This is a genomic window from Microbacterium arabinogalactanolyticum, from assembly GCF_030268005.1.
Lineage (GTDB): Bacteria > Actinomycetota > Actinomycetes > Actinomycetales > Microbacteriaceae > Microbacterium > Microbacterium arabinogalactanolyticum.
The window spans coordinates 200,205-212,595 of record NZ_BRZC01000002.1 but is presented as its reverse complement, the minus strand read 5'-3'; the positions used below and the strand labels follow the sequence as shown (position 1 = coordinate 212,595).

General features: G+C 70.1%; 15 protein-coding genes and 1 tRNA gene. 5 read left to right on the top strand and 11 right to left on the bottom strand.

The annotated features are described in order from the left end of the window. Window positions 1–78 precede the first annotated feature (78 nt). Window positions 79–154, bottom strand: a tRNA-Ala gene (locus MIAR_RS01615). Between the two features lie 118 nt (window positions 155–272). On the opposite strand from MIAR_RS01615, the gene MIAR_RS01610 reads away from it, so the two are divergent. From MIAR_RS01610 to MIAR_RS01595, 4 genes are all read left to right on the top strand, one after another. Next, window positions 273–1,064 carry a methyl-CpG-binding domain-containing protein gene (locus MIAR_RS01610; protein WP_285630319.1) on the top strand — a complete coding sequence of 264 codons (792 nt, stop codon included), beginning with the start codon at window positions 273–275 and terminating at the stop codon, window positions 1,062–1,064. 1 nt (window position 1,065) lies between these two features. Further along, window positions 1,066–1,599 carry a hypothetical protein gene (locus MIAR_RS01605; RefSeq protein WP_285630317.1) on the top strand — a complete coding sequence of 178 codons (534 nt, stop codon included), beginning with the start codon at window positions 1,066–1,068 and terminating at the stop codon, window positions 1,597–1,599. Window positions 1,600–1,674: 75 nt separating this feature from the next. Continuing rightward, window positions 1,675–2,100 (top strand): DUF1003 domain-containing protein, encoded by a 426-nt coding sequence (locus tag MIAR_RS01600; RefSeq protein WP_285630315.1) that lies wholly within the window; start codon window positions 1,675–1,677, stop codon window positions 2,098–2,100. Window positions 2,101–2,186: 86 nt separating this feature from the next. Beyond that, the gene (locus MIAR_RS01595; RefSeq protein WP_285630313.1) at window positions 2,187–2,504 is read left to right on the top strand and encodes a hypothetical protein; all 318 of its coding nucleotides are present in this window, start codon (window positions 2,187–2,189) and stop codon (window positions 2,502–2,504) included. A 10-nt stretch (window positions 2,505–2,514) separates the two neighbouring features. On the opposite strand, the gene rsfS is transcribed toward MIAR_RS01595, so the two are convergent. The 9 genes from rsfS to rplU form a co-directional block, all read right to left on the bottom strand. Beyond that, window positions 2,515–2,892: a ribosome silencing factor gene (gene rsfS, locus MIAR_RS01590; protein WP_285630311.1), complete on the bottom strand. Its 378-nt coding sequence runs from the start codon at window positions 2,890–2,892 to the stop codon at window positions 2,515–2,517. Further along, entirely contained in the window at window positions 2,892–4,163 is a 1,272-nt protein-coding gene (locus MIAR_RS01585) for a hypothetical protein (protein ID WP_285630309.1), read from the bottom strand. The genes rsfS and MIAR_RS01585 overlap by 1 nt, the downstream gene beginning before the upstream one ends. Beyond that, window positions 4,160–4,762 (bottom strand): nicotinate-nucleotide adenylyltransferase, encoded by a 603-nt coding sequence (gene nadD / locus MIAR_RS01580; RefSeq protein ID WP_285630307.1) that lies wholly within the window; start codon window positions 4,760–4,762, stop codon window positions 4,160–4,162. The genes MIAR_RS01585 and nadD overlap by 4 nt, the downstream gene beginning before the upstream one ends. Before the next feature lie 7 nt (window positions 4,763–4,769). After that, a complete protein-coding gene (locus MIAR_RS01575; protein WP_285630305.1) occupies window positions 4,770–4,979 on the bottom strand; it encodes a hypothetical protein in 210 nt (69 codons plus the stop codon). 49 nt (window positions 4,980–5,028) lie between these two features. Continuing rightward, on the bottom strand, window positions 5,029–6,306 hold the full coding sequence (locus MIAR_RS01570; protein ID WP_285630303.1) for a glutamate-5-semialdehyde dehydrogenase: 1,278 nt from the start codon (window positions 6,304–6,306) through the stop codon (window positions 5,029–5,031). Window positions 6,307–6,359: 53 nt separating this feature from the next. Further along, window positions 6,360–7,148, bottom strand: a complete 789-nt coding sequence (gene proB / locus MIAR_RS01565; RefSeq protein ID WP_285630301.1) for a glutamate 5-kinase — start codon at window positions 7,146–7,148, stop codon at window positions 6,360–6,362. Next, window positions 7,145–8,644 (bottom strand): GTPase ObgE, encoded by a 1,500-nt coding sequence (gene obgE / locus MIAR_RS01560; RefSeq protein WP_285630298.1) that lies wholly within the window; start codon window positions 8,642–8,644, stop codon window positions 7,145–7,147. Before obgE ends, proB begins: the two co-directional genes overlap by 4 nt. 100 nt (window positions 8,645–8,744) lie before the next feature. Then, window positions 8,745–9,002 carry a 50S ribosomal protein L27 gene (rpmA, locus tag MIAR_RS01555; protein ID WP_285630296.1) on the bottom strand — a complete coding sequence of 86 codons (258 nt, stop codon included), beginning with the start codon at window positions 9,000–9,002 and terminating at the stop codon, window positions 8,745–8,747. 20 nt (window positions 9,003–9,022) lie between these two features. Beyond that, a complete protein-coding gene (gene rplU, locus MIAR_RS01550) occupies window positions 9,023–9,331 on the bottom strand; it encodes a 50S ribosomal protein L21 (protein WP_285630294.1) in 309 nt (102 codons plus the stop codon). Window positions 9,332–9,544: 213 nt separating this feature from the next. Between rplU and MIAR_RS01545 the strand changes: the two genes are divergently transcribed. Then, window positions 9,545–9,811: a DUF4031 domain-containing protein gene (locus MIAR_RS01545; protein WP_285630292.1), complete on the top strand. Its 267-nt coding sequence runs from the start codon at window positions 9,545–9,547 to the stop codon at window positions 9,809–9,811. On the opposite strand, the gene MIAR_RS01540 is transcribed toward MIAR_RS01545, so the two are convergent. After that, entirely contained in the window at window positions 9,776–12,310 is a 2,535-nt protein-coding gene (locus MIAR_RS01540) for an Rne/Rng family ribonuclease (RefSeq protein ID WP_285630290.1), read from the bottom strand. The two genes, MIAR_RS01545 and MIAR_RS01540, sit on opposite strands and share 36 nt — an antisense overlap. Window positions 12,311–12,391: the final 81 nt, after the last annotated feature.

The following is a 12,391-nucleotide window of genomic DNA, read 5'->3' as shown; positions in this document are numbered from 1 at the left end:
GCGGACGGGACGGCGACGCAACGGCTCGTTCGCCGGCCGGGAACGGAAGAAGCCCGCGATCTCTCGCGGGCTTCTCGATGGTGGACCTGAGGGGACTCGAACCCCTGACCCCCTGCATGCCATGCAGGTGCGCTACCAGCTGCGCCACAGGCCCATCTTCGCTGCCAGGACCGGAACCCCGGCAACCTGTTCAGCATACTACGGAGTCCGCAGCGCTCGCGAATCGTGCCGATTCGCCGGGTGTGTCGCCTCGCAGCCGATAGCCTGGGCGCGTGGTCCGCAACCTCCTCCGCCTCGTCTGGCTGCTGCTCTCCGCCTGGTTGATCGTCTGGGTGCTCGAGGGGTTGTTCGGCATCGATCAGCGTCATTCCGTCCTTCCGTTCCAGGGAGACGGATCGAGCCGTCCGGCCCTGTTCATCGGAGTGGCGTGGGGCATCCTGCCGATGCTCGGGATCTTCTCCCCGGCAGGACCCGGTCGCAGGCGTCCGCGCCCCGACGATCGGATCGCCGTCGCCAGGGTGATCGCCGTCGACGCCACCGGCACCACGATCAACGACGTGCCGCAGTACGACATCTTCGTGCGCGTGACCCCGGACTCCGGCGAGGACTTCATCGGGCAGCTGCGGATGCTGATCACGCCCGACGAGCAGTCCTCTCTCGTGATCGGGGCGCCACTGCCCGTGCGCTTCTCCTCGATGAAGCCCGACGCGGTCGCCCTGGCCGATCCGCTGGATCCCGCGGTGCGCCAGTCGCTGCTGGACTGGCGGATCGCGAAGGGCCTGATCGACCCGCGGCAGGTGCGGGCCAGGACGAGCGGCATCACCTCCCCCGCGGACATCCTCTCGGTCCGCCCCACGGGCAAGCGCCTCGAGGGGCAGAGCGAACTCGCCCTCACGGTGCTCATCAGCCCCGAGGGACAGACGCCGTGGGAGGCGGAGACGACGCTGTTCGCCTACCCTCAGGCGATCGGACGCCTGCAGGTCGGTTCACCGGTGTGGGCGATGTACCGGCGTGAGGACCCGAAGACCGTCGCGATCACGATCGAGAAGGAGACGGTGGCCTGAGATGCTCGACACGATCTTCTGGCTGCTGAACTTCCCGGCATCCAACGGCTATGCGATGGTCTTCATCGCCGCGTTCGGCAGCACGGGCCTCGCGATGCTCGCCTTCGGCGGCGCACGCGGCGGCCGGTCGCGGCTTCAGGCGCTGCGCGAACAGGAGGGTCTGGCGACCCCGACGGCATCCGCGGGTCCGGCGGTGCTCGCGCGGGCGCGGCAGATCGTCTTCCGCATCGTCTTCGCCGTCGTGCTCGGCAGCGGAGCGGTCGGCCTGCTGGCGTTGATCGGGGTGCCGGTCACGAACGCGTACATCCACGCGAACGGCATCGAGACCACCGGCACGATGGACTCCGGCGACTGGGTGACGTTCACCACCGAGGACGGCACCGAGTACACCCTTGCGAACGACTTCTTCACGCCGTCGGTGTACCCGGACGCGCACGCGAGCGTCGGCTGGGGAGACGCCCCCGTCACTGTGCGCTACCTGCCCGGGCATCCGCAGGCGTTCGTGATCGACAGCACTCCGGCATCCGGCGACTGAACCGCGGGCCACGCTCCCCCGGGACGTTCCCGGTCGACTCGATCGGGACGACCGGTGCCCGCCTATATTTCTCACATGAGCACTGACGACGCGGGACGTCCCCTGACGAACTGGCACACCTCGCACACCGAGCAGCTGACCCGCGGGCAGCGAGCCGCCGACCGACTGCGGAACGGAATGGGCTCGTGGACGTTCATCGCCGCGTTCGTGCTGTTCATGCTCGCCTGGGCGGGCGTCAACCTGACCGCCGTCGCCTGGGATCCGTACCCGTACATCCTGCTGAACCTGTTCCTCAGCATGCTCGCGGGACTCCAGGGCGCGATCCTGCTGATCGCAGCGAAGCGGCAGGATGCCATCGCCGCGGCGCTCGCGCAGCACGACTACGACACCAACCTCGCCGCGAAGCGGGAGATCGAGGAGCTGATGGAGATCAACCGGACGCAGCTGCAGCTGCTGCGCGAGCTGCGCTCGGCAGCCGGCGAGGCTCCTGCGGCGCGCTAGCCGGACCGCGGTCGCGCGTCAACCCACTCGTCGCGCCTGCCGTTCGGACATAGCGTCACCGGCATCCGTTCTGAGAGGAGCACGCCATGTCCGAACCGACACCCGGCTATCTGCCCGAGGACCCCGACCTCGATGACGACGCGCAGCCCGGCACGCGGGTCGTCGACGGCGAGGAGGTCCTGGACCCCGATGCCGACCCCGACCTGATCGACAGCGCCGAGGCCGACCGACTGGCCGCCGGCGGCGACGACGCGGCCGATGTCAGTGACGTGCCGGCCGGTGGCGCCGGTGCTGACAGCGGCGCGGTCGATGCCGTGCAGGTGGACCCGGAGGACGACGCCGAGATCCCGGACATCTCCGAGACCAACGACGAGCCGGGTGTCGGGACGCGTCGTCCCGACTGAACCGCGGGGATTACTCCCCGGCGACCTTCATGGTCAGCTCGATCGGAACGACCGGGCAGTCCTTCCAGAGCCGCTCGAGGCCGTAGTAGACGCGCTCCTCGGAGTGGAACACGTGCACGATGAGGTCGCCGAAGTCCAGCAGCACCCAGCGCGCCTCGGCGCGTCCCTCCCGGCGCACGCGCCTGTGCCCGGCCTCGTGCAGCTGGTCCTCGATCTCATCGGCGATCGCGGCGACGTTGCGCTCGCTGTTGCCGGTGACGAGCAGGAAGATGTCGACCAGCGGAAGCGGGCCGGAGACGTTGAGCGCGACGAGATCCTCGCCGCCCTTCGAGTCCGCCGCGTCTGCGGCGATCTGAAGCATCTCGAGGGCGTTGTCGGGGGACTGCATCAACCGAAGACTCCTGTGGTGAAGGCGATGACGAGGGTGGCACCCAGCACGACGGCCAGGGTTCCCGCGACGATCGCCAGGGTGAGCATGAGCTTGTTGCCCTTGTCGGGTGCCGGCGGGCGGATGACCTCACCGGCGGGCTTGGAGGTGCTGACGGCGGCGCTGGCCGCGATCGGCGTGGGCGACGAGGCGGGCGCGAGCTCGCCGTCGATGAGCACGGCGTCGATGTCCTTGCCGTCCGTCGTGCCGTGCGCGTGTCCCTGCGATCCCAGCCCGTCGGGCAGGGCGTAGGTGCCGGTGACGAGGATCTCGCCGGTCGAGGCGATCGGCCCCGAGAGCGAGCCGACGCCGGGCGACGGGGTGAAGATCAGCGCGGTGGAGGTGCCGTGGTGCGCGCTGGACGACGTGCCGCCGACCAGGGCGTCGAACGGCGCGGTGGCCACCGGGTCGCGGTGGTCGGCCTTGACGCCGATGCCGAACGCGGCGCCCACCTTCGGGGCCTCCTCCTGCGCGGGAGCAGGGGCGGGCTCGGGCTCCGCCTTCGCCGGGACCTCGGGCTCGGCCGGTGCGGCGGAAGCGGGCGCCGGTGCAGGGGCGGGGGCGGGCGTGGGCGTGGGCGTGGGAGCGATGATGGGCAGCTCGTCGGACTCCGGTGCGGAGGCGCCGGGGAACATGAGATCCCGGGCCATGATCTCCGGGACGATGCCCCTGCGCACAGGCGCGGGGGCCGGCTCCTCGATCGGCTGCTCGAAGATCGCGGCGACCTGCTCCTGATCCACGGACAGCGGATGCTCGTCGTCGAGCGCGGGATCCACGGGGGTCGGCTCGAAGCGGGGAGCGGATGCAGGTGCGGGCGCGGAGGCGAACGACGGGAGCCCGGAGACCAGGCCCGGCTGCTCGCTCTGCACGGCGGCAGGCGGTGCGGTCTGCGTCGCCTCGGCGGGCACCGTCTCACGGACGGGCTCGGCGACCGGTGCGGGCTCGGCGACCGGTGCGGGCGCGGCGCTCTCCGTGGCGGGAGCCGCGGGGTGGGCGTGCTCCAGGGCACGCATCTGGCGCCGGGTGAGCGGCGCGTTCGGGGTCGGCGGTTCCGCGGTCGGGGCCGGAGCGATCTCGATCGGCTGCGCGGCACGCGGCAGCACCGTGGTGGGCGGCTGCGCGGCAGCGGACGCCGCTTCCTCCTCGGTGATGACCGGCGTCGAGCCGGTCAGACGGATCTCACGCAGCTGCTTGCGCGTGAGGGTCCTTCCGTTCTCTTCCGATGTGCTCATGCCTTGCTCCGATACAGATGATGCTTTGCGATGTACTGGACGACCCCATCCGGAACCAGATACCAGACGGGCTGCCCCTCATTGACCCGCTCACGACACGCCGTCGACGAAATGGTCAGTGCCGGCACTTCCAGCTGACTCACGTCGTCCGTGGGCAGTCCGTCGGTGCTGAGCACGTGTCCGGGTCGGGAGACCGCGACGAAGTGGGCGAGATCCCACAGTTCATCATGGTCCCTCCAACTGAGAATCTGCGCTACGGCATCCGCTCCCGTGATGAAGAACAGCTCCGCGTCGGGCCGTTCGGCCTTCAGATCGCGGAGCGTGTCGATCGTGTAGGTGGGCCCGTCGCGGTCGATGTCGACGCGGCTGACGGTGAATCGGGGATTGGATGCGGTGGCGATGACCGTCATCAGATAGCGATGCTCACTGGGTGAGACGTTCTGCTTCTGCCAGGGCTCGCCGGTGGGGACGAACACGACCTCATCGAGGTCGAACGAGTGCGCCACCTCGCTCGCCGCGACCAGGTGCCCATGGTGGATGGGGTCGAAAGTACCGCCCATCACGCCGATGCGCGGTGCTCGAGCAGTGGATGGCTGCATGTGCGCCTTAGTGACCGTGGCCGTCCTCGCCGTGCTTCTCGGCGTATGCGTCGGCCTTGGCCGAGTGACGGTTGGCGACGTTGCGGTACGACAGCGTGACCAGGGCCAGCGCCGCGAAGATGATCGCCGCGATGATGCCGAAGATCACGGTCTGACCCATGACGTTGTGGGACTCGGACGCTGCGGCGGTCATCGCGATCTGGGCGACGAGGTTCATTCTGGCTCCGTTTCTGGGCGGTCGGGCGAACGCCTGTCAAGTCTAGCGCTCAGCCCCGGGTCTGGCCCGTCCCCCGCGCCAGCCATTTGGTGCTGGTCAGCTCGGAGACTCCCATCGGCCCGCGGGTGTGCAGCTTCTGCGTGGAGATGCCCACCTCGGCGCCGAATCCGAACTCCCCGCCGTCGGTGAACCTCGTCGACGCGTTCGCCATCACGACGGCGGAGTCGACCTCCGCCAGGAAGCGCTCGATGTTGCGGGAGTCGGTGGTGATGATCGACTCCGTGTGCCCCGTGCTGTACTTCCGGATGTGCGCGAGCGCATCGTCGAGCGTGTCCACGACCTTCATGGAGATGTCCAGGCTCAGGTACTCGGTGGCCCAGTCCTCCTCGGTCGCCGGGATGACACCGGAGACCAAGCCGGCGACGACGTCGTCGCCGTGCACCGCCACGCCCTCGCTCTGCAGCGCGCTGGCGACGACCGGGACCAGCAGCGGTGCCGCCTGACGCAGCACGAGGACCGTCTCGACGGCGTTGCACACGCTCGGACGCTGCACCTTCGCGTTCACGACGATGTCGCGCGCCCACTCCAGCGGGGCGGATTCGTCCAGCACGATGTGCACCACGCCGGCGCCGGTCTCGATCACGGGCACGGTCGACTCCGTGACCACCGTCTCGATGAGGGACGCACTCCCCCGCGGCACCAGGACGTCGACGAATCCGCGGCCGTGCATGAGCGCCTTCGCACCGTCCCGGCCGAAGTCGTCCACGGTCTGGATCGCCTCGCGGTCCACCCCCACGGCCTCCAGGGCCTCGCGCATCAGCTCCACCAGGACGGTGTTCGACATCCGCGCGGCGCTGCCTCCTCGCAGCACCACCGCGTTGCCGGCGCGCAGCGCCAGCGCCGCGATGTCGACCGTGACGTTGGGCCGCGCCTCGTAGATCGCGCCCACCACACCGAACGGCACGCGCACCTGCTCGAGGGCGATGCCGTTGGGCATCCGGTGACCGCCCAGCACCTGCCCGATCGGGTCGGGGAGCGCCGCCACGTCGCGCACAGCGGATGCCAGCGCCGTCACCCGCTTCTCGTCCAGACGCAGCCGGTCGATCAGGGCATCCCCGATGGCGTTCTCCCGGCCGTGCTCGATGTCCAGCCCGTTCGCCGTGACGATGCGCTCGACGTTGGACTCGATCGCGCGCGCGATGCTCTCCAGTGCCGCGCCCTTCTCACCGCTGGTGAGGCGGGCGATCGATCGTGACGCCTCCTTGGCGCGCGCGAGACGCTGCTGTGCGGAATCGGCGGTGGGGTCGCCTGCGGCGGGGGTGCTCATCCGGTCAGTGTATCGACGGCGGCACGGGTGCCGGCGCCGTGTGACCCACGGGATCAGGCGGTGACGGCGGGCGCGAACCAGGTGCCGATCGCGGCGCCCTCGAGCGCCTTGCCGATCAGATCCGCGCTGGTCACCATCACTCCGATGCCAGACGCGGCTGCCATCCGCGCGGCGGAGACCTTGGTGGCCGCTCCCCCGGTTCCGACGCTGTTCACGACGGATGCCCCGAATTCGAGTCCGGCCAGGTCGGCGTCGGGTGCGACGGTGTCGATCGGCCGCGCGTCCGGATCGGTCGGCGGCTTGGTGTACAGCGAGTCCACGTCGCTGAGCAGCACCAGCGCATCGGCGTGCAGCAGCTGGGCGACGAGAGCGGCGAGCCGGTCGTTGTCGCCGAAGCGGATCTCCTGGGTGGCGACCGTGTCGTTCTCGTTGACGATCGGCAGCACGCCGAGCGCCAGCATCCGGTCCATCGCACGCCGGGCATTGCTGCGCGAGGTCGCGTTCTCCAGGTCGCCGGTCGTCAGCAGCACCTGTCCCGCGACGATCCGGAAGGGACGCAGCGCCTCCTGGTACCGGAACACGAGCAGGTTCTGCCCGACCGCTGCAGCGGCCTGCTGGGTCGCCAGGTCGGTGGGGCGCGAATCGAGGTCGAGCACCGGGATGCCCGTGGCGATGGCACCCGAGGACACCAGGATCACCTCGACGCCGCGGCGGTGCGCGGTCGCCAGGGCCTGGACGATCATCGGGATGCGCCAGGACGCCTCGCCGCTGATCGACGAGGAACCGACCTTGACGACGATGCGCCCGGCGGTGGCGAGGTCTGCGCGGCTCTGCGCGCTCATTCCTCGCCCTCGCGGGATGCGAGTCGCTGCTCCTCGAGCTCCGCGCGGGCGGCCGCCTTGGCATCCATCCGCTCGTAGTACTTCTCGCGGCGCTCGCTGGTGGTGCGGCGGCTGCTGCCGCCGATGCGGATGTCGGTGCCGCGCGGCGAGGTCATCAGCTCGGCCGTGGAGGCGATGGACGGCTCCCAGTCGAACACGACGCTGTTGTCGCCGGTGCCGATCATGACCGTGGAGCCGGGCTCCGCACCGGCCTTGACCAGGGCATCCTCCACGCCGAGGCGCTCGAGACGGTCGCCGAGGTAGCCCACGGCCTCCTCGTTCTGGAAGTCGGTCTGCTGCACCCAGCGCACGGGCTTCTCGCCGACCACGCGGTAGACGTTTCCGTACGTGCCGCCCTCGACGCGGATCGTGAACTCCTCCTTCGCGCCCTTCGGGCGGATCACGACGCGCTCGGGCGGGGTCTCGACGGCCGTGGCCGCACGGTGCTCGTCGACGAGCTCGGCCAGGGCGAAGCTGAGCGGACGCAGTCCCTCACGCGAAACGGTCGAGATCTCGAACACGCGGAAGCCGCGCGCCTCGATGTCGGCGCGGACCATGTCGGCCAGTTCGCGCGCCTCGGGCACGTCGACCTTGTTCAGGGCGACGAGCTGAGGACGCTCCAGGAGCGGGACCTGTCCCTCGGGCACCTCGTAGGCGGCGAGCTCGGCGAGGATCACGTCCAGATCGGAGAGCGGGTCGCGTCCGGGCTCCAGCGTGGCGCAGTCCAGCACGTGCAGCAGCGCGCTGCAGCGCTCGACGTGGCGGAGGAACTCCAGGCCGAGCCCGCGCCCCTCGCTGGCGCCCTCGATGAGGCCGGGCACGTCGGCGACGGTGTACCGGCTGTCGCCGGCCTGCACCACTCCGAGGTTCGGGTGCAGCGTGGTGAACGGGTAGTCGGCGATCTTGGGACGCGCGGCCGACATCGCGGCGATCAGACTGGACTTGCCCGCTGAGGGATAGCCCACCAGCGCGACGTCGGCGACGGTCTTCAGCTCCAACTGGATGGCGCCCTCGTAGCCGGGGGTGCCGAGCAGGGCGAAGCCGGGCGCCTTGCGCTTGGGAGAGGCCAGCGACGCGTTGCCGAGGCCGCCGCGTCCGCCTTCGGCGACGACGTAGCGCTCGCCGGGCGTGACCATGTCGTGCAGGACCTCGCCGTCGACCGACTTCACCACGGTGCCCAGCGGCACGGGCAGCTCGAGGGTCTCGCCGTCGTAGCCGGAGCGATGGTCGCCCATGCCGAAGCCGCCGTTGCCGCTGCTGCGGTGCGGCGAGTGGTGGTACGACAGGAGCGTGGTCACCTGGGGGTCGGCGACCAGCACGATGTCGCCGCCGTCCCCGCCGTTGCCGCCGTCCGGTCCGCCGAGAGGCTTGAACTTCTCGCGCTTCACCGAGACGCAGCCGTTGCCGCCCTTGCCCGCACGCAGGTGCAGGGTGACGGTGTCCACGAACGTGACCATGGGTGCTCCTTGTGAAGATGGTCCCTGAGCCTGGCAGAGGGGCCTATACGCAGGAAGGGGCGAGCCGAAGCCCGCCCCGTTCCGAGAGTGTGTGCTGCGCTTACTGAGCGGCAGCGACGATGTTGACGACCTTGCGGCCGCCCTTCGTGCCGAACTCCACAGCGCCCGCCTCGAGGGCGAACAGCGTGTCGTCGCCGCCACGGCCGACGTTCACCCCGGGGTGGAAGTGCGTGCCGCGCTGACGGACGAGGATCTCGCCGGCGTTGACGGCCTGGCCGCCGAAGCGCTTCACGCCGAGTCGCTGTGCGTTGGAGTCACGACCGTTGCGGGTCGAGCTCGCACCCTTCTTGTGTGCCATTTCTCAGCTCCTCTTCGTGCTTACTTGATGCCGGTGATCTTGACGCGGGTCAGGTCCTGACGGTGGCCCTGGCGCTTCTTGTAGCCGGTCTTGTTCTTGTACTTCTGGATGATGATCTTCGGGCCGCGGAGGTCGCCGAGGACCTCAGCCGTGACCTTGACCTTCGCCAGCTTGTCCGCGTCGGTGGTCACCGTGGCACCGTCGACGAGAAGCACGGCGGGAAGCTCGATCTTCTCGCCCTGGGCAGCCTGAACACGGTCGAGCTGAACGATCGTACCGACCTCGACCTTCTCCTGCCGGCCACCGGCGCGCACTACTGCGTAAACCACTTCATACCTGTTTCGTTGGGGAGCGGACTGCTCCGGGAATCTCACGGGAAGACTTCTGCTTGCGTACGACGCCTTCGCGAAGGGTGCGGACGCAAGACTTCTCCTGCCGCCCGGGGAGCAGACAGGGGTCTCGCACCAAAGGACTACTTTACCTGAAGCGAGGCCATGCCGCAAAGTGAGCGGCGGGGTGTGTCACGGGCCTAGGATCGCGGCATGACCGTTCTCGTCGACGACCCGATCTGGCCGGCGCACGGACGGCTCTGGGCGCACCTGGTCAGCGACGCGGACCTCGGCGAGCTGCATGCGTTCGCGGCCGCGCAGGGGCTTCCCCGGCGCGCCTTCGACCTGGACCACTACGACGTCCCCGAGGACGCCCTCCCGCGGCTTCTTGCCGCCGGCGCTGTGCACGTCGGCGGCAAGGAGCTCACAAGGCGGCTGATCGCCTCAGGACTTCGCGTCCGGGGCAGGGATCGACGCTGAGTCGGATGCCCCCTGGGCCGACGCCGAGCCGGCGGTGAGCATCGCCGTGGTCACGCGGCGGCGGTTGCGCCCCTGACCGGGGGCCTTCGGCTCGGGCAGCGCGTCGAGCACGGAGTCGAGCAGCTGCTCGGCCTCGGTCTTCGGCCCGCGTCGCTCACCACCGCGCTTGCGACGGCTCTTCTTGGGCCGCTCGGGCGCCTCGGGAGCGTCGACCGGCTCCTGCGCGACCACGGGCACCTCGCCGGTGGTCGGCACGATCGTGGAGGCCGCGATCGCGGCGAGAGCCGACTTCGCGCCCTCCGTGATGCTGTGGGTGCCGCCGTTCGCCGCTGCAGCGGGCTGAGCGGGAGCGGCCTGCGGAGCCTGCTGCGGAGCGGAGGAGCCGCGCGAGCGACGCCCCTGGCTGCTGCTCGCCGGTCCGCCGCGGTGCTTGACGACCGGGTCGTGGTGCACGACGACACCGCGGCCGGCGCACACCTCGCAGGGCTCGCTGAAGGTCTCCAGCAGGCCCAGGCCGAGCTTCTTCCTCGTCATCTGCACGAGACCGAGTGAGGTGACCTCGGCGACCTGGTGCTTCGTGCGGTCGCGGCTCAGGCACTCCACCAGGCGGCGAAGCACGAGGTCGCGGTTGGACTCGAGCACCATGTCGATGAAGTCGACGACGATGATGCCGCCGATGTCGCGCAGGCGCAGCTGGCGGACGATCTCCTCGGCGGCCTCGAGGTTGTTCTTGGTGACGGTCTCCTCGAGGTTTCCGCCCGAGCCGACGAACTTGCCGGTGTTGACGTCGACCACCGTCATGGCCTCGGTGCGGTCGATGACCAGCGAACCGCCCGAGGGCAGCCAGACCTTGCGGTCCAGGGCCTTCTCGATCTGCTCGGTGATGCGGTACGCGTCGAAGGGGTCGACATCGTCGGTGTAGGTCTCGACCCGCTCCAGCAGGTCGGGGGCCACGCTCTCGAGGTAGGCGCTGATGGTGCGGTGCGCGTCATCGCCCTGGATGGTCATCCGGGTGAAGTCCTCGTTGAAGACGTCGCGGACGATCTTGACCAGCAGGTCGGGCTCGGCGTGCAGCAGCGCAGGCGCCTGCTGGGTCTGCACGAGCTTCTGGATGTGCTCCCACTGCGAGGTGAGCCGCTGCACGTCGCGGGTCAGCTGCTCCTCGGTGGCGCCCTCGGCCGCGGTGCGGACGATCACGCCGGACGACTCCGGCAGCACCTCCTTGAGGATGCGCTTCAGGCGGGCGCGCTCGTTGTCGGGCAGCTTGCGCGAGATGCCGTTCATGGAGCCGCCTGGCACGTACACCAGGTAGCGGCCGGGCAGCGAGATCTGGCTGGTGAGGCGGGCGCCCTTGTGTCCGACCGGGTCCTTGGTGACCTGGACGAGCACGCGGTCGCCGGGCTTGAGGGCGAGCTCGATGCGACGGGGCTGGTTGCCCGTCTCCACGGCGTCCCAGTCCACCTCGCCGGAGTAGAGCACGGCGTTGCGGCCGCGGCCGATGTCGACGAAGGCGGCCTCCATGCTCGGCAGCACGTTCTGCACGCGTCCGAGGTAGACGTTGCCGATCAGCGAGGCGTCCTGGTTTCTGGCGACGTAGTGCTCGACGAGCACGTTGTCCTCGAGCACGCCGATCTGGGTGCGGCCGTTCTTGGCGCGCACGACCATCATGCGGTCGACGGACTCGCGGCGGGCGAGGAACTCGGCCTCGGTGACCACCGGACGGCGGCGGCCGGCGTCGCGACCGTCGCGGCGGCGCTGCTTCTTGGCCTCGAGGCGGGTGGAGCCCTTGATGGCCTTCGGCTCGGTGATGTACTCGACCGTGCGCTGACGCTGACGCGGCTCGTCACGACCCTCGTCTCCGTCGCCGCCGCGGCGGCGACGTGTGCTGCTGCCCCGGCGCGAGAACGCCGAGCCGCGCTCGTCGTCCTCATCGTCGTGAGCGGCGGATGCCGGCAGCGGGACGATCTCGGGAGCGTAGAAGTGCAGCTGCGTGGAGACCTTGGAGACGAAGACCTCGGGCAGCAGGCCCAGGCTCACCGCGGTGACGGGCTCGGGCGCGGACGGCCGCTCCGGCTCGGAGGGCTTCTCCTCCGCCGGCGTCTCGGCGTCGGAGGGCGTCTCCCCCGCGGGCGTCTCGACCTCGGCGGACGTCTCAGCCTCTGCGGCAGGCTGCTCCGACTCGGCGGGCAGCTCAGCCTCCGCGGCGCTGTCGACCGCAGCCGGCGCGGATGCCTCGGCCCCAGGCGACTGCGCGGATGCCGGCGCCTCGGCGTCGGCGACCTCACGCGCCCCGGGCTCGGATTCGCCGTCGGACGTCGCCTCCGTCGACGGAACGTCCGCCGCGGGAGCGGCATCCGCCTCGGACACCGTCTCAGGCGCAGCATCCGGCTCCACGGCGACGGACTCGTCCGTCTCCGCGACCGGCGCGTCCTCGACTACCGGCTGCGCCGGCGTCGTGTCGAGGGTAGGGGTGTTCTTGTCATCGTTCTCATCGGCCATCTCTGGCTAGCTCCCTGCGCGGGCACTGCGTGCGCCGCGAAAACTCGTGCGGCGAAACAGCAGCCGCGAACTCAATCGGCA